This window comes from Longitalea arenae, assembly GCF_016924755.1.
Taxonomy (GTDB): Bacteria; Bacteroidota; Bacteroidia; order Chitinophagales; family Chitinophagaceae; genus Niastella; species Niastella arenae.
Genome location: NZ_JAFFJX010000009.1, coordinates 224,803 through 247,694, shown reverse-complemented (window position 1 = coordinate 247,694; position 22,892 = coordinate 224,803). Strand labels below are relative to the sequence as shown.

Below are 22,892 nucleotides of genomic sequence, written 5' to 3'. Positions count from 1 at the left end.
TGTCCGACCTTATTAATATAGTTTTCGTTGGTATTTACAGGTATAGTGATCGGATCAAATGCATTCATGTACAATATGCAATAAAATAAACCTTTATCTTAAAACTATCTTATGAACCAGAAACGTTTGAGGAGAACATTCCTTGAGGCCATTCACTCCATTAAAGACTACATCGATCAACATCCACTGGAAATTAAGACGATCTCAGCACTGATCCACAAAACACATTCTCAAATTGGCATCAATTTGCTTCACCGGGGATTCCGCCAGTTGTACGGAACCAGCATTAAAGAATACGAGATCAGGAAGCGGCTGGAAGCCGCAGCATTGTTACTGCAGCAGGATGAATTAACCATGCAGGAGATAACGGCAAAATGCGGGTACAGTTCACAAAGCTCTTTTGTAAGGGCGTTTAAAGATGTGTATGGCATTACGCCCGGGCAGTGGCGTAACCAGCATGTACCAGTGATTTACAAAGAAGCCTGTTAAAAGTGCGAACCGTCAATTGCAAATTGCCAATTGCAAATTGCGAATTGCCGATTGTCAATTGTCGATTGCCAATTGCCGATTGCCAATTGCAAATTGCGAATTGCCGATTGCCGATTGTCAATTGCCGATTGCCATTTGCGAATTGCCGATTGACGCAAACGCGGATACTCACGTGTTTAAGTAAAGCGATGCGAAAAAGCAAGATCATGAATTGTGTAAATTAAATTTGTATAACACGGAGGGCCGAAAACCTGTAGAGAGCGTAGGCATATCATTAACCATTAACCTTATCATTATGAATCTTCAAAAAGCAGTTTATGCATCTTCCCGCTTATCTAACCATCCACCCCGGCAAAGAGATCAACCCTGCGTGCTTATTTGCACGATCTGTGCAAACAGAATAAATGAAGGTGTGATTTTGTATAAAAAAAATGCAAACAGCGGAAATAATGCGGTGTAAATTGCATACAGTTAATTGCTCAGAGCGAAAAAACAAACGCAAAGAATAAGAACCAGGAAAATCATCATCAGGAGAATATACAAACCAACGACGGCCTTTCTTGATCTATTATAGAAGGTTTTTAACAGTGGCTTGCTGTGCTGCCTTTTTTGTCTAATTAAGGCACCCTGCAGTAAGCAGACAAAACAGCATTTATTTTGCGCTCCTACCCTACGCACACCAAAGATCACAGGCAGTAATGCCAACCTGAACGGGTAAAACTCCAAACGTAAAATCCGAATTGAACTATTGAGCATAGTAATAGTTTGCCTGGAACATATAATATTCCGGCACATAAACCTTATTGATATGAAGAATGCAATAGTAAGCGGCAATAGGCCGGGAATGAATGTTATTGCCAGGATGGTAGCGAACAATAGGAAAGCGATAGTAGAAGTGATAGCGGCCTTGTTTATATTATTGTTTTTGTATACGGCTTTAAATAAAACAATTGATTTCAGGCCAACCATCAATGTACTGAAAACAAATCCGGCCTTTGCAAACCTTGCTGCTGAAATAAGCTGGACAATCGTAACCATTGAATATATAACTGCTGTTCTCTTATTTTTGCCACAAACAAAAAGATCCGGGTTAATAGTTTCTGCTTTATTAATGTCAGCATTTACCGCTTACATTATATATATGATGGTGTTCGTTCCCAATCTTCCCTGTAGTTGCGGTGGCGTAATATCCGAATTAACCTGGTCGCAGCATCTCATTTTTAATGTATTTTTTATCCTGCTGTCACTTGCAGGTATCAGGATGCACCGGAAAATATCAGCATCGGTATAACAAAAAGATTAAACTAAACCTGTTAAAATATTGTACGTACAAACTACTGACTTAGTTGCAAATAAGTTCGGTAACGGCTCATGTTGTGCCGTTTATAAAACAACATGTACAGTACATTTACCCTTATGGGTAGCAGAAGGTGAAAGCCGAAAAACCTTATCAAAAAGAGTAGGCATTTAAACCATCAAAAATTTTATTTTATGAAAAAGTATTTTTTCAGCGTATTAGCAGTTGGTATTGCAATCTCTTCTGTTGCTTTTACTACTAAATTAAACCAACAATGGAGATTTGATGGAACCACTGAATCTCACATCACTGATTATACCAAATACACTTTAAACGGAACACCTTCAGGTTGCTCTTCTTTAGGCAATGCTCCTTGTGTTATTTCTGTTCCTGATGAAGTTAATACTCCTGCACAATTGCAAAATTTCCTTGCAGGAAAATCAGCTGCCGAGATCATGGATCTGTCTGCTCAAAAAAGATCAGTAGAATAATCGCTGAACCATAAAAGCACGAAAGGTCATTTCTGTTGAAATGACCTTTCTGTTTAAAGGCAGGGATGAATAACTATCTTGGGTTTTGTGGCATTTGGGTTACATTTATAATATCCTCAGGTATTGGCAGCGCATATCTGAAATCATTAGGCGGTAATAAATAAGTTTGTCCGTTAATGACCCTTTTCAAGGTAATATTTGCGCCTGTCGCATTCAGTCTTTTTATATCCATCCATCTGAGGTTTCTAAATAGCAGCTCTTTTCTTCTCTCGATTAAGATCTTATTTAAAGCTTCATTCGCATCGGCAGCAGTAACAGGATTGAAAATGGCCGTGTTTTTCCATCTTTTTGCCATCAGGGTATTCAGATCTTTTAAAGCCGAGTCTTTATTATTGGTCCTCGCATAAGCTTCCGCCCGCATTAAATACACTTCATCTGTTGCAATACCACTAAATAAGCTGCTGCCCAATACCTCATCATAATTACCTTTAAACACCTGGCCAATGGAACCGGCTCTGAAGAATATGCTTTTTCTGAGATCGTTCTGATCATATGATTGATATAATATTGTATCAATGGTGCCGCGGGTTAATCCGGATACCGGCACATCGCGGTAAGCAGCATTTTCCCAAATTATTTCAACGTTAAATCCTAAAGGTGCAAACGGAGTAACAGAAGCTGCATTTACCGTATTGTAATCCAATAATTGACTTTTTATTTGCAGGCATGAATCGGCATAGCGTCTCGCATTTTCGTACTGTTGCATATAAAGGTATACCCTCGCCAGCATTCCATATGCAGCCGGCTTTGATGGCCGCATTACATGCATAGACACTTTAGGCAACAGATCAGCAGCTTCTTTGAGGTCGGTGATGATCTGGTCGAAATTCGATTCGAGGCTGCTTCTCGTAGATGGCTCATTGAAGTCGGTACCCAATCTCAGCGGAATTCCCAGCTCAGTAGCTGCTGTGTTGGGATCATATGCATTGGCCCACAAAACAGCCACATGAAAATGCTGTTTGGCGCGCACAAAAAGCGCCTGTCCCTTAACATCATTGATCTGTTCGGGATCTGCCTGATCGGTTACATTTTTTATATTCTCAATGACTGTGTTGGCATAATAGATGGAATTATATGCCCTTCCCCATTCATTTCCATTGCCTGAAGCAAACAGGAAATCGGGCTGCCAGTTATACATCCTTCTGTTCCGCTCATTGCTCATGCTCGACCATCTTTCATCGGTGAGGTAATAATTATCGGCGCTTATTTCATCAGAAGACTGTTCGCTTAAATAATGGATCGACTGATTATCCATCAGGGACTGCAGGTCTGCAACGGAACTGATAACCGACAGTTTCTTATCGGGCTTCTTATCCAGGTATTTCTGGCAGCTGCTGAAGTGAAACAAAATAACTACAAGCAAAGTGGCGTAGCTGCTATATGTATATGTACTTTTTTTCATTGTGCTGCATTTACAGTTAGAGATTGGTTCTTACCCCCACGGAGAAACTTTTTGCAGGAGGCATCGCATATTGTGAATAATACTCAGGATCTATATTCAATTTGTTGGCCCGCCAGATAACGCCCAGGTTATTTACGTTCAGATACACCTGCAAACCTTTAAATATTCCCTGCTTTTTACTGAGATTATCCAGAAAATAATTGAGCGTAATGTATTGCAATCGAATATGATCACCTTTTACCACGTTGGCTTCTGATCCTGCATAAAATTCGTCCCTGGATGTACTGCCCGGATAGATCATACTCGGCACATTGGTAAACTGCTCGTCGCCAGGCGACCGCCACCTGTTGCTGATATCTGCATGGCCAACCCAGCTCGAATATAACTGGTTATAATTAATGGTTGGTTTCCTGAAATAATAGTTGAATTTATACATCAGTGCGACCGACAATGACAATTGCTTCCAGGAAAATGTATTGATCAAAGAACCGAATACCCGGGGCAATGCAGGGCCATGGTGCACCAGGTTCTGTAAAGAATCATTAACCAGTTTATTATAATCTTTGCTCACCTGCTTGTTAAGATATCCCCTGGGGTCTCCAGTTAATGAATCCAAGCCGGCCCATCTGTAGGAATAGATCGAATAAACCGAGTTCCCCTCAACAGCCGATACCCGCAAATCGCTTGTAATAAAATTTTTCCCCAGGTACGAAGACTGGTAATACTTGTTTACTTTGTCGCTGTAGTAACTCAGGTTCAATGTAGAGGCCCATTTGAATACGCCGTCAATATTTTTGCTGTTGATCTTAAGATCAAATCCTTTACCACTGATCTCGGCCACATTTCTAACAAGCTGGGGTACAGACACACTTGTATAATCGACAGGCGTAAAGGCAAAAAGATCCGTGCCTTTTTTCATATAGTAATCCAGGCTGCCTGACACCCGGTTATTGAGAGTACCAAAATCGAGGCCCATGTTTGTCATCCGTACCGTTTCCCATTTTAATTCGGGGTTATCGAAATTATTGATCGTTGAAACCGGCGTTAACGTAAACTGGCTGTTGAATAAATATTGAATGGTCGTTAATGCGACTTTTGACGGATCTGCATTACCACTGAACCCATAGGTTACCCTGGCTTTCAGGTATGGTAACAATTTACTCTTGTAAAAGGATTCCCTTGAAAGATCCCAGCTACCGCCCACTGACCACAAGGGTTTCCATTTATCATTGATGTTTGCACCATACAAGTTGGAACCATCCCGCCTGACACTGGCAGAGATAGTATACTTTGACAAATAGGTATACGCAATATTGCTGAATACAGAAACAAACCGGTTTGTTTTATCTAGCAAACCATCATTTTGTTGAATAAAAGAACTGTTCTTTGAAATATACTCGGGATAGGTGCGAGTGTAATCGACCATGCCGAATGTCAACGTGTTATCATTATATCCGTATAATCTGTTCCTGCTTTCTGTTGTGTTCAATTCCCTTAACTCCGCACCGAGTATGCCGGCAAACGCATGTTTATTCCAGTTTTTTGTATAATTCAACTGGGCTCTTACGTTGCTTGACTGCAAAACCGATGAACTCAGATCCAGTATTCCACCCTTAGGAACGATATAGGTAACTTTACCGCTGGCATCGATCTGTGAATACCTGTTGACCATATTCCTTGCCGTATAACTGTATTCATCATACAGGTTCCTGCTGTTGATCTGCTGTTTTTCATATTGGTATTGTACCAAAGCAGAAAGCCCCGGGATTATTTCATAATTGGCGCTCAGGTTGATCAAAGCATCGCTTCCTTTCGAAGTAATGATGTTATGCCGGTAATCATCCAACGGTGTATAGGTCCAGTCTAGCAATTTGCCAGCGCCCGCGGTATCAATATAGGGGGTTCTGTAATCCTTATAGATCCTTAACGGCGTTCCATACTCATCAGCAAGCTGCGTATAGGGTGGTATAAATCCTGTATTCAGGGAAGTGATGTTGCCGTAACCCGGCCTGCCGTTTTTGCTATCCGTCTGGGTATAATAAATACCCGCCTGGATCTGTAAACCCTTCACGGGTGAGAACATGTTTTGAAAGCGCAGGTTGATACGATCGTATTTGGCATTCAACTGATCGATATTATGATCGAAACCTGAAGACAGGAACCAGGAATAATTATTAGACCCGCCCTTCATGTTTATTGAATATTGCTGATTTACCGCCTTACGGTACAGATACCTGTCAAAATCATTCCTTATATCTATATTCCGCAAAGCGTCGATCTGCGTAGCGGAATCAGCGGCCGAGATCGTCCCCCGCCTTCTTTGAAAAAGAATTTCATATACCGGGGAGAACAGCGGCCGCGACACGCCACTGGTGTCTGAAAACCGATACCTGTTTTGAAACAGGAAGAGTTCGGCATCAATGAAGTCAGCCGACGAGATCTGCTTGATGTAAGAAAGGTCTGGTTGATCGGTAACAGTCAGGTTGGAATTGAACTCGATCGATAAGCGTTGATTAAGCTTGCTTTTCTTGGTGGTTATAACAATAACCCCGTTCCCTGCCCTGGATCCCCAGATCGATGAAGCTGCAGCATCTTTAAGCACCGTAATATTTTCTACATCATTCGGGTTAATATTATTGATATCGCCTTCGTACGGGAAATTATCTACAATGATCAAAGGGTCTTTAGGGCCTAGGATGGTACTTAACCCTCTTACCATCAATCTGCCTGAGGGATTAGTGACCCTGTCAACCGTTAAGCCGTTCGAAATAGCTTCTAACCTGCCCAGGATATTGGTGCTTACCTGTTGATTGAATGTCTTATTATCGATCACATCGAATGATCCTGTTGCCCTTTCCTTTGGTAATTGCTGATAGCCGGTGTTTACGGTAACAGTAACATCACTCAGTTCCCTGATCTTCGTCTTCAGGCTGATCGCAAGTTCAGTCTTGCCGCTAACACTTATCTCAAAGGTCTCCATGCTAATATGGGTGAACACGAGGACCGCATTATTTTCAACTGTTGATAAGGAGAATTCCCCCTGGCTGTCGGTAAGGGTATTTTTTTGCGTGCCTTTCACTGTAACTGTTACGCCTGCTACTGGCTCCTTTTTTTCGTTAACTACGGTTCCCCTGACATCAATAAAAGGAGGCCGGCTATTACCATCTCCCTCAGTGACTGTTGCAGTCGTTTTATTCTTCGCATTAATGACCACGTTTTTCCCTGCTATAACATATGAAATGGCAAGATGCTGAAAGCACTTATCAAGGGTTTCCTTAAGGCTTGCATTTGAAACATGGAGGGTAACTTTTTTATCCTTCACTGTTTCGGTTTCGTAAATAAAAATGTAACCGGTTTGGGTTCTGATGCTTTTCAACACCTGTTCAAGGGATGCATTATTTACAGAAAGCGTGATCTTCTCCTGGGCAAGTCCATTGGCCGTCACTTGTAAACAACTTACTAATATGATCAGAAAAGCCGTCTTCATAATCCACAAGCATTTTTTCAATTTCCTGGTAATCAACAATAGCTTTGGGTTAAGTACTGCCATAGCAGAACCATTGCCAAGATCAAAATCTTGCATAATTTTGCTTTTACGGTTAATTAAATTGATACGCTCATTATGGTTAACCTGCACGCCGGGTGCCTCCGGCGTGTTTTTTGTGCCTATCGGTGGCAAGAGTCAACCGTTACTGGACTTGGTTCTGGTTAGTTTTTGGTCATAGCATTATCTTAGTTGAAATCTTCAGTATGCTATTTAGTGGTACTATTGGATCTAAGGTTTTTATCTTCTATAATAAACATGTTAAGTTCTCTTTTCACTTCTATCAGATCAAGGCCCTGACTGTTTAATTCCTGGCGGAAAACGCTCAAATCGGTGAAATCAAACCTCAGTTTTAGATCTACCGGGTGTTCAATCCTTGTTTCATTGATCACCGGCAGGCTGATAGCTTTCACATCATCATTCAGCAGTTTTACAAGAAACGACACCGGGATATTGTTAAGTACCTTAACATTGCCATCAACGGTTTTATTGATATAAGCACCGCCCTTTGTCTTGATTCTTTCAGCATCACCAATTTTAACCAGGGCAAGGCATTTTACTTTTTTCTTTTCGAAGTAGCCCTTATAATCTGAATGGGCATTCAGGTTTGCCAACATCAACGGATAGAGGTCATAGGCTTTCTGTGCCGGAACTATAAAATCATACGTGTACAGGTTATTGCTTAGCCATTCATCCGGTGCGGCTGTTTTTGCCGCCCATTTTAACAATGATGGCTCCTTTACCTTATACACCATTCTTTTAAAACTAATATTCGAATCGATATGTGCAGCAATGAATTTATAAATAGAAGCTATTTCCGTATTATAAAAAGCCCTTCCCCTGACTACATTATCAACATACCTGAACTGAGCTCCACTACCCAGTCCGGAATACCAGCCTTTTAATAGTACAGAGTATGCTACATTTTCATTGATGGGAAGATCATTTGATGCGAACAAAGGCTTATTGGCGTCAAGATCTTTTTTAGGGATCAGCTGTTTGCCATCATTATTGAGCAGCTTTGTTATACTTTCTTTATTTATCTGGTCAGACGACGTGATGGCTTTTACTTTTCCATCAGGGCCTATGATGACATAATGAGGTATTAGGGTATGAGAAAATAAAATGCCGGCCACCGTGTCCATAACAGCGGAAGGCAAAACAAAACCTTTATGCTTTGCTTTCCACTTTTCATAAAAACGTTCAACTTTATTATAATCGTCACCTGTATTCTTTTTGTTGATCAGTATCACCTGTATCCTGCCGTCAAATTCTTTTTGTAAGGAATCCATTTTAGGAAAGGCATGTAAACAGCCTGTGCACCAGGTTGCCCAGAAGTCAAGGATAACCAGTTTCCCGGCAAAATCTGATAAGCTGGCTTTGGTGGTGGGATAATTTATCAGCGTAAATTCTATATCAGGAACCTTATCTCCTATGCTTAGGGCCCTGATTTCATTGTGAACAGGTGCAGCAGTATTTCGGGAAGGAATGTAATTGGGAGTAGCCCGGGCCATGGTAGCGCCCTGGGTAAATGCAAGGTTATTACCAACTATGGTCATACCAATAACCAAACACAGGCCTAGTAATTGCCTTGTTCCTTTCATATCGTAGCGGTTTTTAACAGTTAAAGTACATGGTCATAACGCTTCGGGCCAATTACAACCTTCCTTTTGCCTTTCGTGGTCTTATACAGCTTACGATACGACCTGCAGTTGCACTATATGCTGCCCGGTCATATCCGACTTTTATCCAAAAAAACGGTGCTGCCGTCATCATTACATAAAGCGTTATCCAAATACTTCTACGCAATTATTTCCGGCAGCACGGTCTTTCATCTTTTATAGAAACAGCCTCCAGGCTTTACAGATAAGGTTTTTTATGCCGCCGTTGATAAGTTCAGTTCGCGGCTTACATATTGTTGCACCTTCTTCATGGCTATAGTGATGTTCGCATCAATGGTGTTTACAGACACTCTCAAAATGGTTGCAATTTCTTTTCTGCCCAATCCCAGATCCCTGTATATATAGACCTTTCTTTGTTTTTCCGGTAACTGTTGAACCGCTTTTATCGCAATGCGTTTAATTTCTTTGGCAACTATATCATCATGCGTATACGCTTCTGCCTGCGTCTGGCAATAACTTTTATACCAGGGCAATTTCCTTATCTCTTTTTTATAATGGTTATGACAGCTATTCCTGGTCATTATAAAAAGGTATCCTTCTACATTCGTCAGCTGACCGTTGATCCGGTCGAAATTCTGCCACAACTTCAGAAACACTTCCTGCGCCATATCCTCCGCTTCCTGCTTCGAACCTGTATATTCATACGAATGGCGAAAAACTTTGTACCAGTAATGTGTATAAAGGTCACTAAATAACCTTTCATTAATTGGCGTTTTTAACGTTTTGTATGCTACAGTTTCGTATTTACAACGCCGGTTCATGCTACAATCGTTAATATTTGGTATTAGTTCTTTACCGTTATTTTCCTTTTATAACCAACTTCTTACCAGAGATTTCAAATTTTACATTCAATCCTTCAAGGATCTTCAATACTTCCGACAAATTGGAATTTCTGTAAATACCGCCACTTATTCTCTTATCAGGAACGGTTCCTTCATAAACCACATCAATATCATACCATCTCGAGATCTGCCGCATGATCGTAGACAGGTTATCGTTCTTGAAATCGAAGATGCCATGTTTCCAGGCAACTTCATGCTCAACATCGGCTTTCTTCACACTTATCTTCTCCTCTTTTACCTCCGCCTGCTCGCCCGGCTTTATCAACACCTGCTGATCACCCTGCTTCACTTTCACCGCTCCTTTTAGCAAGGTCGTTCTCAGGGAGCTTTCATCGGCATATGAATTGATATTAAACACCGTTCCTACCACCTGCACATCCACACCGTTCACCCTAACCGTAAACGGTTTGCGGTCGTTATGCGCAATTTCAAAATATGCTTCACCAGTAATTTCAACTCTTCTTTCCTGTTCAATAAATGCGACAGGAAAACGGATTGAAGAGGAAGAGTTGAGCCAAACAGCGCTACCATCAGATAGCTTTACCGGATACATTTGTCCCCGGGCTGTCTTTAATGTATTGTAAAGAACTTTTTTTTCTGATGCTGTCCCCTGCTGATAAACCAGTTGTCCATCCCTGCTCACCACCTGCATATTTCCCTGCTGCGCCAGTTTACCGGCATTGGCGCTATCCAGCACAATGGCCGATCCATCATCCAGGATCAGCTGGGCTTTGTAACTCCCGGGCGCTATATCCTGTTGGCTTGCATGCGCAGTTGGTTGAACCACTGCCATCTGTTGCGGTTTCTCTTTATTTAATAAAAACCAGGCGCCGGTACCTACAACAGCTGTAACAACAACTGCAGCGGCCACTGTTTTCCAGCTGCTGTAAGCGGCGCGTTTTATAGGTGTTACTAAAGCGCCGGGGAAAAGCATTTCTTTTACGCGATCCTTTGCTGCTTCCCTGGTCCCTTCTATTTCATGAAGCTGGTTCAGCTTTGCCTGTAATGCGTCATTGTTCGTTAAGGTTGCAAAGAGCTGTTGATTACCTTCCGAGGCATTGATCCAATTATCCAGTATTGTTTTTTCTTCTTCGGTGATCTCCCCCTGGTTGTACTTTAAAATAAGGTTTCCTACTTCGAACAACTCATTGGAAAGATGAAAGGATTCTTCAGCCATTCATAACGCTTTTAAAAATGTGATCTGATTAAGTTTGTTTGCCCTGCCTTAACCGAAAAGAAATAACAATTTGGTAACCGTTATATAATAGAAACGGATGGCAGCGGCAGTTTGTCCAAAAAAATATAAAATATTTTTTTTTGAGATCCCTTATACGTCCATACCGGCCAGTACCAGGCAAAAGAATACATAGCCTTCCTGAGAAAAAGCATGCTTTAAGTATTTGATGGCCAATGATCTTTGGGTAGTTACTGCACTTTCTGAGATCTGCAGCGCCGATGCTATTTCCTTTGTTTTAAGTCCCTTGAAGTAGGTGAGAATGAAAATTTCACGGCAGCGGTTGGGAAGCTTCTGCACCTCTTTATAGATCTTGTTAATGAGGTCGGTTTCAATGATCAGATGCTCCGACTGTTTTAATTCATCTGCGGTGAGCAGGTGTGATTCATATTCCTTTTTTACTTCATTCAACCGTTGCCTGTAACGCAAAAAATCCAAACACTGGTTGCGCACGGTTATATAAAAAAAGGCTTTTATATTATTGATCGTTTGAAAATTGTCTTTAATGCTCCAGAATTTACGAAAGACGGTAATGACTATGTCCTGCGCTTCTTCCCGGTTACTAACCAGGCGCTCCGCGAAGTATTGCAGTTGGGTATAGTATTCGTTAAACAAGTGATCGAATACCCGGCTGTCGTTGTTTTTCAAGCCGTCAATAATTTGAATCTCAGTAAACTGGCTAGATTTCATTGATTACTCCTGCGGCATTCATAGTTCAATTGAACAATTAATATAATTTACTGAAAGACAAAACAATCAATTGCAATGAGATGCTTCACATCCATTGTTAAAACTGCGCATTCAGGCAGCAGATGGTCTTAGGTTAATGATAACTTGCGTGTGAGAATAAGGCGGATAGGTTATGATAGATAACAGATATCCATTCGGCACGAATTTAAGGTGAAAAAACTTTTCAGCCAATGGCGGCAGAAAACGAGAATTTCCACATTCCTTCGATCACCCTGGCTATTAAGTTACAAAAAAACATTATTCTTTCTAATAAGTGTTCCGGATTAGTTTTCTCTACTCATTAAATGCTCCGTCAGGATCTGCATATCTTTTTATCTGTTATAAAATTCATGCCTGCAAAAAATGTCATCGCACCATAAAAAAAAGCCATCCCACCTGCTGTGGAACGGCCCCTTTCATGGTAAAACAAAACACTATTATTTCACTACCCGCAAAGTTGACGGCTTGCTGGCAGTCCTGTTTGCTCTTCTCACCTTGCGCCCTTCATGCCTTTTGATAACATGGCGCGGTGTAAAATCTGCATAAAACTCCTTATCTGAGCACCACTTCTTTTTCCTTTTTTTTGCCCGCGGTACAATCACTCTTTTCTTCTTGTAACCATAGGTCTTGATCCTTTTCATTCTTGATTTTCGCATAACAATCGTATTTCTTTATGATAAAATGCGTTCTTTCACCGTTAAACTTAACAGGTATACATATACCCGTTCTTCCAGAACGCCTGTGTATCTGCTCAATTCCTTTATGAAAACCCAACGCCCGTTCACGGTATTTTCTTTCTTCCTGATTTGGGTGATAAGCCGGCTGGCTTCAACAGCATCCATGCCGAACAAGTAAATAAGATCCTCTTTATAAAGTACCAGCCGCGGAAGGATGCGGTCTGGCTTCAGTAATTGTTTTAAAAGCGCTTCGGGGTTTTGGGTGAATACCCTGTTTGAAACTGCATATAGTTTAACGGGACTTTCCTTCGTTCCCTTCCTTTTCTTTCCATTGCCCTTCTTTTTTGGCGATTTGGCCATAGTCACCAATATTTAATGGTAATCCAATACGAGCGGCTGACAAATCAATATCCTTAACTGGCAGATCTTATTTAAAAGATAAATGCTGAATCAATACTTACCGGGTTACGGGGTGCAGTGCTAATTCCGGTCTGTCATTGAATTTACAGGTATTTTTGAATACACACAAATTTGTTACCGCTCACACCTCTTGTATAATGTAATTTTTTTAACCGATTTTTTTGTAAATAGTGACGTCCGTTAGGAAAAGATTCCCATCTTATTGATTTATAACCCATCTTTTTCTTATTTTTATAAGGCCTTCATTCATGAAAAACCAGGTCCCCCACTCAAAACCTCCACAGCGTTCTGGCATCGCTTAAGAACGGCCTCATTTTACTAATTAAACCTTGGTTATTGTCATGTTTTATTTCGTACCAAACCGGCTTAACGGACACAGCCCGTTAACTGCCTTTGCCTCTATGGCATTATTAATTGTCTGTACTGCCGCCTGCAAAAAAGAAGAAGAAAAAGGCCTGACCGAAAAACTAATGAACAAGTGGAGTCTTGTTCAGATCCTTGACACCACATACACGTCAACGGCCGCAGCGGTTCCTAATAAGTATGAGGGAAAAACCGGTGAGTATATGGACTTCAGAACGGATGGCAAACTATATTCTTTCATTAACGGCACCTACGATACTGCCAGCTATACCTATTCGGAGAAGAATCTCAAAGTAAATGTGCAGGGCTTTAAATATAATATCGTTATGCTGACTGATCATTCCATGGTCCTGCACGAACCCCGCTATGCCAGCGCTACCGTTGACTACAAGAGTTACAAGATCGTTTTAAAACGATAGCTTACTGCTGTCATAATTGGCCCTTGGTGGCTCTTCAAACCTGGTTTCAAGCTTTCTACTGGATCTGGTAGCTGAAACCAAATTGTTTACCTGCCTTTGACGCATCTTCCCAGGCCCGGCGATATAAAAATCGTATGGAACCATTTTGCACCCGCGCCTGGGGGTTCAGCTTAAAAATATCCACGCCGCCCGATCCTATACCTGCATCGGCCTGGGTCTTATATTGATGTGATACACTAAAATGGCTGTTGGGCTGTACTTCCCAGTTATAGCCTGTACCCGGACTGGCGGGGAGCTTTATCACTACATGGTCATCCATTTTGAGCTGTAATTTTTTTCCATTATCAGCTTCACTCAATTGATACTCCTGCATATAATGCATATTTAAGGAACTAACTAAAAGAAAGAGTATAAGTACTACTTTGACCGGCCATATAGCCGGTTTCAGCATACAGTCTCTATAAATATACTGCACCTTCATATAAAGCCTGTCAAAGTAGTATTGGTATTAGCAAGCCATTTTACCAGGCATATATTTCAATGATCTGGTCGTTCTCGATCAACACATTTACCAGGGTTTGCTTTTCCAAAGCACTGCCGGCAATGATGTTAAATGCCACTATGGAAGAATCTGATCCGCTATAGAACTTCTTCCAACCCAGGTCGGTTAAATTCACCCATGCATTGCGGGTTTGGGCAATGGTCCATAAACCCACTACCTTCTTATTGGAATGCCACACGCCGGCGCCAAATCCTTCCTCGGCCTGTCCCTTCTCCAACTCCTTAATAGCGTCAAATGGGGTAGCTAAAAGCGAACCACCCGTTTTACCATTCTCCGTTTTTGAAGGCAAGAGGGGCTGCGCTTCGGGTGCAAAGCTTTCGCTTGCTGTGGATGCTGCTGACATGGCTGATGCAGACGGCATATCAGTTGGTATATTCTTTTTGGACATGTTATAATTTTTTTTGTGAATAATGGTTCCTTTAAAGAACACTGAGCTATAAGATCGCATTAAGCATACACCTCAGTGATGATCCCGTTCTCTACATGGGCTGTTACATTGCGTCCGGCTGATTTAGCAGTAGCCAGGTCATTTAACATCATGTAGAAATTAACATCATTACTGTTGGTGATCCTTTTCCAGCCTTCGTTACCCAGGTATGCATATGCGTTGCGGTCAGATTTATTGTTCCACAAACCTTTTACGCTGATATTACTCAACCAGGCTGTATCAACAATGGCATCAACACCCTGCATGGCGCTATCGATACCACACTCGCCATAACCAATACGGAAATAACCGCTTTCGCCCCAGCCAGCGCCCCAGCTGTTCTTACAGATCCAGAACTGTTGCGCATCGTTGTACCCTACACAACATACGCAGTGGCCGCCGCGGAATTGGGCGTTGGCCGATTTGCGATAAATTCCATTATTATAGGCGAAGAAATCGGAGTACACCGAGAAGCAGGCGATCATTGGACCATTGGTCGATAACCACTCTTTGATGGAAGCAATATCTGTTTTATTAGAATAGGTCTGCACTTTGGTTACGCGGTTCTGCCAATCGGCACAACGGCCTGTGCAGTTCTGATCACCGGCTACATATGGATAGCAGGCTTCATCGGTAACACCGGTGGTTTTGTAATTTTCAAGGGCTCGCTCGGGCCACCAGCCATTACTGCAATTCCGGCTTTCCGCCCTTGCCAGGCAATAGAACAAATGAGCTTCGGAATGGTCGACGGCATAAGCCGGATTATTTTTCAGGATCTTGATCCTGCTTTCCACTGATGCAATCGTACCAAATGCCACACAGGAACCACAACTGCCCTGGTCTTTTACAGAAGTTACAAAGTTCAGTCCGCCCTTATTGCGCCAATCGAATGCAGCCGGTGCACCAAACTCATTGCCATAAGCGCTTCTGCGTACATTGAAATTGAGCAAATTGGCCTGTGCTAAGGCTTCCTGCTCGCTAAGGCTGGGTTCACCCGGACCAGGCGTATAACCCAGCCGTTTGATTTGTTCTTCTGTCGAAAGTTCGAAAATCATGTTTGTGCCGGCATTCCAGCTGCTGTCATTTTGAAGCAGGGTGCTTCGGAGCGCATTCAGTTCTTCTGACTTGTTCATAAGCGCATGTTTTAAAGGTTAAAGAAAATAATACAAAGCATTTCCCTTCGATATTGTAAACATCGATCGTCTATTACCATAATGTATGAGGGATACAGATGAAATACCTTGTGCTGATGCAAGGCATCAGGATCCTTAACCGTGTTCTTTTTAAACGATATGTACTTACTGTCAGAGCTGGGAAACCAATGAGACTTTAAAGCAAAGTAAACCGGGGATATACGGAACTGTTAGGTTTTCGTGCCTAAGCTACATTAAAAAAAATTAATAAGCAATACCGCAAAGCGGTTATATGATATTTCAGGCGAATTATTGTTGTAAATCAAACGGCCGGGATTAATTGGTCATCGGCACACAAGTGTATAAATAACGCCAACCTTCATGGCAACAGAGCGCCGTTCCTGGCAGCATATTATCCACATTATTAATGAATTATAATCTTTTTATATACCAAAAAAGCATAATGAACGTTATTATGATAAGCTTCTCCTGCTGCTATGCAACCTATTGATGCACAAGAGGAAGTTTACCTTAAAAACTGTAACCCCATGAATTACCAGCAAATCGTATCGGCATGTTCCTATAGTGGAATAGTAATTTTACTAGCTGCCTGCCACGCTACCCACACAACGGTTTATAGTACCGCACCACCGCCAGCAAGAGTCATTGTTGTTAAAGAACCTCCCCGGGTCATTGAGAAAGTGGTGGTAGTAAAAGAACAACCCCCTGTTCAACAACAACAGGTAGTGATCGTTAACAACAACACACAAAATAATTATAACACGACAAGGCCTAATAGACCTGTTAGTATTAAAGAGCGTGAAGAAAGAGAACGTTTGGAAAGAGAACGTCTAGAAAGGGAGCGGCTGGAAAAGGAACGTTTGGAAAAAGAACGTTTGGAAAGGGAGCGGCTGGAAAGAGAGCGTTTAGCCAGAGAAGAGAGAGAACGTCTGGTGCGGGAACGCCTCGAGAAAGAAAAAAAGGGTTATGGTCCGGGAGGTATCTTCGGTAAAAAAGACAGTGTCGTCAAAGGAGGTGGCTTTGGTCCCGGCGGCCGCTTCAATCCCAAAGACCGCGAAGTAAAAGAGCGCTTGGAAAAAGAGCAGAAAGAGAAAAATGAAAAAGACCGTATAGCAAAAGAACAAAAGGACAAGGAAGATAAAGAGCGCGTGGAAAAAGAAAAGAAGGACAAAGAGGAAAAAGACCGTATAGCCAAAGAACAAAAAGACAGGGAAGATAAGGAGCGCGCGGAGAAAGAAAAGAAGGACAAAGAGGAAAAAGACCGTATAGCCAAAGAACAAAAGGACAAGGAAGATAAAGAGCGCACAGAGAAAGAAAAGAAGGACAAAGAGGAAAAAGACCGTATAGCCAAAGAACAAAAGGATAAAGAAGATAAAGAGCGTGCTGAGAAAGAAAAGAAGGACAAAGAGGAAAAAGACCGCATCGCCAAAGAACAAAAGGACAAGGAAGATAAAGAGCGCGCCGAGAAAGAAAAGAAGGACAAAGAAGACAAAGACCGCATCGCTAAAGAACAAAAGGATAAAGAAGATAAAGAGCGTGCTGAGAAAGAAAAGAAAGACAAGGAGGAAAAAGACCGTATTGCCAAAGAACAAAAAGACAGGGAAGATAAAGAGCGCGCTGAAAAAGAAAAGAAAGACAAAGAAGAAAAAGACCGTATAGCCAAAGAACAAAAGGATAAAGAAGATAAAGAGCGTGCTGAGAAAGAAAAGAAAGACAAAGAAGAAAAAGACCGCATCGCCAAAGAGCAAAAGGATAAGGAAGATAAAGAGCGGGCTGAGAAAGAGCATAAAGAGAAAGAAGAAAAAGACCGTATAGCCAAAGAACAAAAAGAAAAAGAAGACAGGGAGCGGGCAGAAAAAGACCGCATCGCTAAAGAACAAAAGGATAAAGAAGATAAAGAACGCGCCGAAAAAGAGCATAAAGAGAAAGAAGAAAAAGACCGTATAGCCAAAGAACAAAAAGAAAAAGAAGACAGGGAGCGGGCAGAAAAAGAACGCATCGCTAAAGAACAAAAGGATAAAGAAGATAAAGAGCGCGCCGAGAAAGAGCATAAAGAGAAAGAAGAAAAAGACCGTATCGCCAAAGAGCTAAAAGAGAAAGAAGACAGGGAGCGGGCAGAAAAAGAACGCATCGCTAAAGAGCAAAAGGAAAAAGAAGATAAAGAACGCGCCGAAAAAGAACGCCTGGCTAAGGAACAAAAAGACAAGGAAGAAAAAGAGGGCGCCGGCAAAGAGCAGAAAGAGCAGGAAGAGCAAGACAAGAAAGAAGCAGAATCAAAGAACCAGCCTGTAAAACCGAATGGTCCGGCCAAAGAAAAAGGCGAGCTTGGTCCCGGCCGTTTCAGCCCCAGGCCCCGCGGTTAACAAAAAACAGTCATAAAAGTGAAGGATTAATAACAGGAAAGCCCCGACGCTGTCGGGGCTTTCCTGTTTAATAAGTTCATGCACCGATCCTTATTCTTCCGGTGCAATAATGCTCATGATGCTGCGCTTTAATGCCGGGTCGGGCTGCAGCATCTGGTATAATATTTTGGTAGATTCTTTCTCTGAATTCACAAGGTCATGCAGGGTCACTTTATCAAGTAACTGATCCAGGGTATACTGGATCATCTGCCACAACGAACGGGCCGAACAATCCACTGAGTTGGTACATAACTTCATGGTGCCGGCATGCGATCCACAAAACGTGTTATTGAACATGGGACCGCCCAATGCCTTTAAGGCATCATTGATCACAATTTCTTTCGCGGGTTTGGCCAGAACATAGCCGCCCTTATATCCCGGAGTACTGTTTATAAAACCTTTCATTCGTAATATACGCGTCAACTTGGCAACATATGTGCCCGTAAGCCCTTCCGCTTCACTTAACTGCGGAATGCTCATGCCATTCGTATCCTTGCAGGCTGCAAGTCGTATTAATATACGCAAACCGTATTCTTCCTGTGCAGTTATTTTCATGTAATTTTTATTTAAAACCAGCTACTTACTACCGCCTACATAAATCCCAATTCTAATTGAGCCGCTTCAGACATCATGCTCTTATCCCAGGCTGGTGTCCAGGTTACGGCAACATGCACATCATTCACGCCTTCTATCGCGCGCACTTTTTGATCTACTTCAACCGGTAAGGACTGGGCTGCGGGGCAACCAGGCGCCGTTAAGGTCATTACGATCTGAACATTGTTGATCGGCAGTATATTTATTTCATAGATCAAACCCAGTTCCCAAATACTTACCGGTAATTCGGGATCGAAAATGGTTTGCAATACCTCAATTACTTTTTGTTTCAGCACTTCGTTCTCCATGCGACATCGTGTTTTTGATTTTATAAGCCAGCGCAAAATTTTTCATCTGCTTAACCATGGCCAGCAGCCCGTTTGACCGGGTTTGCGCAAGGTGGGTCGTCATACCGATCTTTTGAATAAATCCCAGGCTCGCCTGAATGATCTCATCAGGTGTATGGCCCGACAGTACCCTGATCAGCATGCTGATCAATCCCTTCACGATCACGGCATCACTATCGGCTTTGAAATGTACTTTGCCATCGATATAATCAGCTACCAGCCATACGGTGCTCTGGCATCCGCGCACCTTATTCTCATCGAGTTTGTGCTTATCTTCCAATACAGGCAGCTTCTTACCCAGGTCGATAATATATTCGTATTTATCATCCCATGAATCGAACAGGGAAAACTCTTCCACTATTTCGTTCTCTATTTCCTGGATGGTCTTTTGATCGCTCATTGTTATAATAACATTTTTAAAGCCTTCTGCAATCCAACGATCAGTTTGTCAACTTCTTCTTTAGTATTATACATAGCAAAGGAAGCCCTGATGGTACCGGGAATGCCAAAGCAAAACATCAATGGTTGCGCACAATGGTGACCGGTTCTTACCGCAATCCCGCGGTTATCCAACAAGATGCCAATATCCTGCGGATGTACTTTGTCGATCACAAAAGAAAGCACGCTTACTTTTTCAGCAGCGCTTCCGATGATGCGAATGCCCGGTATCTGTTGTACCTGCTCGGTTGCATAGGCCAGTAATTCTTTCTCGTGGTTGCGGATCTTTTCCTTGCCTACCTTACTCACATAATCCAGGGCCGCTTTCAAGACCACCGCATCCCCAATATTCGGGGTACCGGCTTCAAATTTATAGGGCAGATCATTGAAGGTGGTTTTTAACATGGACACTTCCTTGATCATTTCACCCCCACCCTGAAACGGCGGCATGGCTTCCAGTATATGCTTCTTGCCATATAATACGCCGATACCGGTAGGGCCATAGACCTTATGGGATGAGAATGCAAAGAAATCACAATCCATCGCCTGCACGTCAATATCAAGGTGAACAGAGCTCTGGGCGCCATCGATCATTACCAATGCGCCGGCCTGGTGTGCCAGTTTGATAATTTCTTCTACCGGGTTCACGGTTCCCAGTGCATTGGATACATGCACCACAGAAACCAGTTTCGTTCTTGAGCTCAGTAGTTTTTTATATTCATCCAGCAGCAATTCGCCGTTCAGCTGCGGTATTACCCTTAAAGTAGCGCCTTTCTCTTCACATAATAACTGCCAGGGAACGATATTGGAGTGGTGCTCCATTTCAGTGATAATGATCTCATCACCGGCCTTGATATTTTTACGTCCCCACGTAAAAGCTACCAGGTTAATGCCTTCTGTAGTACCACGGGTAAAAATGATCTCTTCCCTTGAAGCAGCATTAATGAACTGCCGCGCGGCATCCCGGCTGGCTTCAAAAGCAGCAGTTGCTTCTTCGGCCAATGTATGTATGCCCCGGTGCACATTCGCGTTATAATTCGTATAATAATCAACCAGTGCATCAATCACCACCTGCGGCTTTTGTGTAGTCGCGGCATTATCAAAATATACCAGTGGCTGACCCTTCACCTGCCGGTTTAGCGCCGGGAACTGTTGCCGGATGGCATATACATCCAGTTCCTTTGTTATGGTGTTGCTCTGTATCATGCTAAATCAAATTCCAAGCGTTCTGAAATCAGTTTGTCAACATATTCCCGGATGGGAGCCAGTTTAATCTGTTCCAGAATATCCACTGCAAAACCGTGTAACAATAATGAACGGGCAGTGCTTTCTGAAATACCTCTTGAGCGCAGGTAGAATAAACTTTCATCGTCCAGCCGGCCAATCGTACAACCATGCGAACATTTTACGTCATCAGCGAAGATCTCCAGCTGCGGTTTTGTGTTTACACTCGCACCTTCAGCCAGCAAGATGTTCTTATTGCTCTGATAAGCATTGGTCTTCTGTGCATCCTGCCGTACAAAGATCTTTCCGTTGAATACGCCCGTGCTTTGATCATCCAACATGCCTTTATACAGCTCATTGCTTTCGCAATGGGGTTTGGCATGATCAACCACCGTATGATTATCGATATGGCTTTGGCCCTGTTGTAAATAAATTCCGTATAAATGTGCTTCGCAATACTGCTCGTCGAGCACAATGTTCAGGTTGTTACGAACCAGTCCGGCATTCAATGACACCGTTACTGTATGCGTATAGCTTTTACCGATCTGTTGTATATGGGTAGTAGCTACCTGGCTGGCATGCGAAGCGTCGGTTTGGATCTTGTAATACTCAGTGATAGCATCTTTCTCTACCACGATCTCGATCACGCGGTTGGTAAAGCTTTCCTGGGTGCCCAGGGTGTTGAAGGTCTCTACGAACTTCACCTGTGCGTTCTCCCCTACATAAACCAGCGTACGGGGTTGTGCCAGTACATTGGCCTGACGCGCGTCGGTAATATTATAAATGTAAATAGGATGCTCAATGATCTGCCCCTTCTTCACGTGTACAAACACACCATCCTGCACAAAGGCGGTACTCAGCGCCATAATACCGTCTTTCAGGTAATTACTGCTGTGGCCCAGGTGCTTCGAAACAATATCCTTGTACTCGTTCCTGGCAGCTTCCTGCAAAGGCTGTATGGTCAGTCCTTTCGAACGGATCACCGACAACTCAGGCGAATAGCGGCCATTGATGTAGACCATTTCATTGGCCTGCTCATAACCGGGCAAGCGAACGGCTGAAAGCTCATTGGCGCTTACTGTTGACTGGTTAGCCTGGTATTGATATTCTTTATTGAAGAAACTGCCGATACGGGTATACTTCCACTCCTCGTGCCGGGTGGTGGGAATACCCATTTTATTCAGCGCCTCAAATGCTTTTTGGCGAATAACGCCCAAACCATTCAGGTCGTTTATAGAAGGGAGCTGATTATAGCGTTCTTTTATATATTCCAGATTGTTCATTGTTATATCGTTTGTAACTGATCCTTTTTCACTTAAGCTTCTACCTTAAACTCGTTTTTAATAAAATCATAGCCCTTTTCTTCCAGCTCAAACGCCAGTTCTTTCGGACCAGATTTCACAATTCGTCCATTGTACAATACATGCACAAAATCAGGAACGATATAATCCAGCAGGCGCTGATAGTGCGTAACAACCAGTACCGCGTTATCCTTACTGCGTAATTTGTTCACACCATTGGCCACAATACGAATGGCATCGATATCCAGACCCGAATCGGTTTCATCGAGAATAGCCAGTTTGGGTTGCAGCATGGCCATCTGGAATACTTCATTCCTTTTCTTTTCACCGCCCGAAAAGCCTTCGTTCAGGGAACGGCTTAACAGCGACTGATCGATGTTCACCATCGCCATTTTCTCTTTCATGAGTTTCAGGAACGCTACTGCATCCAAAGGCTCTTCGCCACGGTACTTACGTACTTCGTTCACCGCTGTTTTTATAAAATTGGTGGTGCTTAAACCTGGTATTTCAACAGGGTATTGAAATGCAAGGAATAAACCTTCGCCGGCTCTTTCTTCCGGAGAGAGGTCCAGCAGATCTTTACCGGCAAACTCAACCGTACCTTCTGTTACTTCATAATCTTCCCGGCCGGCCAATACCGACGCCAGGGTGCTTTTACCAGATCCATTCGGTCCCATAATAGCATGCACTTCACCTGGTTTAATTTCGAGGTTAATACCTTTCAAAATTTTCTTATCGTCAATATTTGCATGCAGATTTTTAATTGATAACATAGTCGTTTTTATAATTTGATC

At 42.6% G+C, this 22,892-nt stretch carries 22 protein-coding genes; 5 read left to right on the top strand and 17 right to left on the bottom strand.

Features of this window, described 5'->3' with window-relative positions:
* Nucleotides 1-111: 111 nt before the first annotated feature.
* The 3 genes from JT717_RS18820 (at nucleotide 112) to JT717_RS18810 (ending at nucleotide 2,277) form a co-directional block, all read left to right on the top strand.
* Nucleotides 112-489 carry a helix-turn-helix transcriptional regulator gene (locus JT717_RS18820; protein WP_205512407.1) on the top strand — a complete coding sequence of 126 codons (378 nt, stop codon included), beginning with the start codon at nucleotides 112-114 and terminating at the stop codon, nucleotides 487-489.
* 808 nt (nucleotides 490-1,297) lie between these two features.
* Entirely contained in the window at nucleotides 1,298-1,780 is a 483-nt protein-coding gene (locus JT717_RS18815) for a MauE/DoxX family redox-associated membrane protein (RefSeq protein ID WP_205512405.1), read from the top strand.
* Nucleotides 1,781-1,980: 200 nt separating this feature from the next.
* Entirely contained in the window at nucleotides 1,981-2,277 is a 297-nt protein-coding gene (locus JT717_RS18810; protein WP_205512402.1) for a hypothetical protein, read from the top strand.
* Between the two features lie 73 nt (nucleotides 2,278-2,350).
* Here the strand turns inward: JT717_RS18810 and JT717_RS18805 are convergent, their stop codons facing one another.
* The 8 genes from JT717_RS18805 to JT717_RS18770 form a co-directional block, all read right to left on the bottom strand.
* Nucleotides 2,351-3,739, bottom strand: coding sequence for a RagB/SusD family nutrient uptake outer membrane protein (locus tag JT717_RS18805; RefSeq protein ID WP_205512401.1), 1,389 nt, complete (start codon nucleotides 3,737-3,739; stop codon nucleotides 2,351-2,353).
* A gap of 16 nt (nucleotides 3,740-3,755) precedes the next feature.
* A complete protein-coding gene (locus tag JT717_RS18800; RefSeq protein ID WP_205512399.1) occupies nucleotides 3,756-7,226 on the bottom strand; it encodes a SusC/RagA family TonB-linked outer membrane protein in 3,471 nt (1,156 codons plus the stop codon).
* 266 nt (nucleotides 7,227-7,492) lie between these two features.
* The gene (locus tag JT717_RS18795; RefSeq protein ID WP_205512397.1) at nucleotides 7,493-8,887 is read right to left on the bottom strand and encodes a TlpA family protein disulfide reductase; all 1,395 of its coding nucleotides are present in this window, start codon (nucleotides 8,885-8,887) and stop codon (nucleotides 7,493-7,495) included.
* Nucleotides 8,888-9,159: 272 nt separating this feature from the next.
* On the bottom strand, nucleotides 9,160-9,726 hold the full coding sequence (locus tag JT717_RS18790; protein WP_205512395.1) for an RNA polymerase sigma factor: 567 nt from the start codon (nucleotides 9,724-9,726) through the stop codon (nucleotides 9,160-9,162).
* A gap of 37 nt (nucleotides 9,727-9,763) precedes the next feature.
* Nucleotides 9,764-10,984: a FecR family protein gene (locus tag JT717_RS18785; protein WP_205512393.1), complete on the bottom strand. Its 1,221-nt coding sequence runs from the start codon at nucleotides 10,982-10,984 to the stop codon at nucleotides 9,764-9,766.
* Between the two features lie 150 nt (nucleotides 10,985-11,134).
* The gene (locus tag JT717_RS18780) at nucleotides 11,135-11,731 is read right to left on the bottom strand and encodes an RNA polymerase sigma factor (RefSeq protein WP_255553012.1); all 597 of its coding nucleotides are present in this window, start codon (nucleotides 11,729-11,731) and stop codon (nucleotides 11,135-11,137) included.
* 476 nt (nucleotides 11,732-12,207) lie between these two features.
* Nucleotides 12,208-12,426: a hypothetical protein gene (locus JT717_RS18775; protein ID WP_205512389.1), complete on the bottom strand. Its 219-nt coding sequence runs from the start codon at nucleotides 12,424-12,426 to the stop codon at nucleotides 12,208-12,210.
* A gap of 15 nt (nucleotides 12,427-12,441) precedes the next feature.
* Nucleotides 12,442-12,807: a hypothetical protein gene (locus JT717_RS18770; RefSeq protein WP_205512387.1), complete on the bottom strand. Its 366-nt coding sequence runs from the start codon at nucleotides 12,805-12,807 to the stop codon at nucleotides 12,442-12,444.
* 461 nt (nucleotides 12,808-13,268) lie between these two features.
* On the opposite strand from JT717_RS18770, the gene JT717_RS18765 reads away from it, so the two are divergent.
* Nucleotides 13,269-13,649, top strand: a complete 381-nt coding sequence (locus JT717_RS18765; protein WP_205512385.1) for a hypothetical protein — start codon at nucleotides 13,269-13,271, stop codon at nucleotides 13,647-13,649.
* 55 nt (nucleotides 13,650-13,704) lie between these two features.
* Here the strand turns inward: JT717_RS18765 and JT717_RS18760 are convergent, their stop codons facing one another.
* From JT717_RS18760 to JT717_RS18750, 3 genes are all read right to left on the bottom strand, one after another.
* On the bottom strand, nucleotides 13,705-14,022 hold the full coding sequence (locus JT717_RS18760) for a protease inhibitor I42 family protein (protein ID WP_205512383.1): 318 nt from the start codon (nucleotides 14,020-14,022) through the stop codon (nucleotides 13,705-13,707).
* A gap of 148 nt (nucleotides 14,023-14,170) precedes the next feature.
* A complete protein-coding gene (locus JT717_RS18755; protein ID WP_205512381.1) occupies nucleotides 14,171-14,599 on the bottom strand; it encodes a hypothetical protein in 429 nt (142 codons plus the stop codon).
* Between the two features lie 59 nt (nucleotides 14,600-14,658).
* Nucleotides 14,659-15,771: a C1 family peptidase gene (locus tag JT717_RS18750; RefSeq protein WP_205512379.1), complete on the bottom strand. Its 1,113-nt coding sequence runs from the start codon at nucleotides 15,769-15,771 to the stop codon at nucleotides 14,659-14,661.
* Nucleotides 15,772-16,319: 548 nt separating this feature from the next.
* Here JT717_RS18750 and JT717_RS18745 point away from each other — a divergent pair.
* Nucleotides 16,320-18,155 (top strand): hypothetical protein, encoded by a 1,836-nt coding sequence (locus JT717_RS18745; protein ID WP_205512377.1) that lies wholly within the window; start codon nucleotides 16,320-16,322, stop codon nucleotides 18,153-18,155.
* A 90-nt stretch (nucleotides 18,156-18,245) separates the two neighbouring features.
* Here the strand turns inward: JT717_RS18745 and JT717_RS18740 are convergent, their stop codons facing one another.
* From JT717_RS18740 to sufC, 6 genes are read right to left on the bottom strand one after another with little or no spacing between them, the layout of a single operon-like run.
* Complete coding sequence (locus tag JT717_RS18740; protein ID WP_205512375.1) at nucleotides 18,246-18,749, bottom strand: RrF2 family transcriptional regulator; 504 nt, start codon at nucleotides 18,747-18,749, stop codon at nucleotides 18,246-18,248.
* A 35-nt stretch (nucleotides 18,750-18,784) separates the two neighbouring features.
* Nucleotides 18,785-19,096: an iron-sulfur cluster assembly protein gene (locus tag JT717_RS18735; protein ID WP_205512373.1), complete on the bottom strand. Its 312-nt coding sequence runs from the start codon at nucleotides 19,094-19,096 to the stop codon at nucleotides 18,785-18,787.
* Complete coding sequence (locus tag JT717_RS18730; protein ID WP_205512371.1) at nucleotides 19,062-19,535, bottom strand: SufE family protein; 474 nt, start codon at nucleotides 19,533-19,535, stop codon at nucleotides 19,062-19,064. The genes JT717_RS18735 and JT717_RS18730 overlap by 35 nt, the downstream gene beginning before the upstream one ends.
* A 2-nt stretch (nucleotides 19,536-19,537) precedes the next feature.
* The gene (locus tag JT717_RS18725; RefSeq protein WP_205512370.1) at nucleotides 19,538-20,779 is read right to left on the bottom strand and encodes a cysteine desulfurase; all 1,242 of its coding nucleotides are present in this window, start codon (nucleotides 20,777-20,779) and stop codon (nucleotides 19,538-19,540) included.
* Complete coding sequence (gene sufD / locus JT717_RS18720) at nucleotides 20,776-22,080, bottom strand: Fe-S cluster assembly protein SufD (RefSeq protein WP_205512368.1); 1,305 nt, start codon at nucleotides 22,078-22,080, stop codon at nucleotides 20,776-20,778. Before sufD ends, JT717_RS18725 begins: the two co-directional genes overlap by 4 nt.
* Nucleotides 22,081-22,112: 32 nt before the next feature.
* On the bottom strand, nucleotides 22,113-22,871 hold the full coding sequence (gene sufC / locus JT717_RS18715; RefSeq protein ID WP_205512366.1) for a Fe-S cluster assembly ATPase SufC: 759 nt from the start codon (nucleotides 22,869-22,871) through the stop codon (nucleotides 22,113-22,115).
* Nucleotides 22,872-22,892 lie beyond the last annotated feature (21 nt).

What these genes read in the sequence shown, in the direction of transcription:
- JT717_RS18735 (WP_205512373.1), bottom strand. Translation starts at nt 19,096, where the DNA reads ATGGAGAACGAAGTGCTGAAACAAAAAGTAATTGAGGTATTGCAAACC.
- JT717_RS18745 (WP_205512377.1), top strand. Translation starts at nt 16,320, where the DNA reads ATGAATTACCAGCAAATCGTATCGGCATGTTCCTATAGTGGAATAGTA.
- JT717_RS18725 (WP_205512370.1), bottom strand. Translation starts at nt 20,779, where the DNA reads ATGATACAGAGCAACACCATAACAAAGGAACTGGATGTATATGCCATC.
- JT717_RS18805 (WP_205512401.1), bottom strand. Translation starts at nt 3,739, where the DNA reads ATGAAAAAAAGTACATATACATATAGCAGCTACGCCACTTTGCTTGTA.
- JT717_RS18775 (WP_205512389.1), bottom strand. Translation starts at nt 12,426, where the DNA reads ATGCGAAAATCAAGAATGAAAAGGATCAAGACCTATGGTTACAAGAAG.
- sufC (WP_205512366.1), bottom strand. Translation starts at nt 22,871, where the DNA reads ATGTTATCAATTAAAAATCTGCATGCAAATATTGACGATAAGAAAATT.
- JT717_RS18760 (WP_205512383.1), bottom strand. Translation starts at nt 14,022, where the DNA reads ATGCAGGAGTATCAATTGAGTGAAGCTGATAATGGAAAAAAATTACAG.
- JT717_RS18740 (WP_205512375.1), bottom strand. Translation starts at nt 18,749, where the DNA reads ATGAAAATAACTGCACAGGAAGAATACGGTTTGCGTATATTAATACGA.
- JT717_RS18730 (WP_205512371.1), bottom strand. Translation starts at nt 19,535, where the DNA reads ATGAGCGATCAAAAGACCATCCAGGAAATAGAGAACGAAATAGTGGAA.
- JT717_RS18755 (WP_205512381.1), bottom strand. Translation starts at nt 14,599, where the DNA reads ATGTCCAAAAAGAATATACCAACTGATATGCCGTCTGCATCAGCCATG.
- JT717_RS18785 (WP_205512393.1), bottom strand. Translation starts at nt 10,984, where the DNA reads ATGGCTGAAGAATCCTTTCATCTTTCCAATGAGTTGTTCGAAGTAGGA.
- JT717_RS18780 (WP_255553012.1), bottom strand. Translation starts at nt 11,731, where the DNA reads ATGAAATCTAGCCAGTTTACTGAGATTCAAATTATTGACGGCTTGAAA.
- JT717_RS18750 (WP_205512379.1), bottom strand. Translation starts at nt 15,771, where the DNA reads ATGAACAAGTCAGAAGAACTGAATGCGCTCCGAAGCACCCTGCTTCAA.
- JT717_RS18810 (WP_205512402.1), top strand. Translation starts at nt 1,981, where the DNA reads ATGAAAAAGTATTTTTTCAGCGTATTAGCAGTTGGTATTGCAATCTCT.
- JT717_RS18820 (WP_205512407.1), top strand. Translation starts at nt 112, where the DNA reads ATGAACCAGAAACGTTTGAGGAGAACATTCCTTGAGGCCATTCACTCC.
- JT717_RS18815 (WP_205512405.1), top strand. Translation starts at nt 1,298, where the DNA reads ATGAAGAATGCAATAGTAAGCGGCAATAGGCCGGGAATGAATGTTATT.
- JT717_RS18790 (WP_205512395.1), bottom strand. Translation starts at nt 9,726, where the DNA reads ATGAACCGGCGTTGTAAATACGAAACTGTAGCATACAAAACGTTAAAA.
- JT717_RS18800 (WP_205512399.1), bottom strand. Translation starts at nt 7,226, where the DNA reads ATGAAGACGGCTTTTCTGATCATATTAGTAAGTTGTTTACAAGTGACG.
- JT717_RS18770 (WP_205512387.1), bottom strand. Translation starts at nt 12,807, where the DNA reads ATGGCCAAATCGCCAAAAAAGAAGGGCAATGGAAAGAAAAGGAAGGGA.
- sufD (WP_205512368.1), bottom strand. Translation starts at nt 22,080, where the DNA reads ATGAACAATCTGGAATATATAAAAGAACGCTATAATCAGCTCCCTTCT.
- JT717_RS18765 (WP_205512385.1), top strand. Translation starts at nt 13,269, where the DNA reads ATGGCATTATTAATTGTCTGTACTGCCGCCTGCAAAAAAGAAGAAGAA.
- JT717_RS18795 (WP_205512397.1), bottom strand. Translation starts at nt 8,887, where the DNA reads ATGAAAGGAACAAGGCAATTACTAGGCCTGTGTTTGGTTATTGGTATG.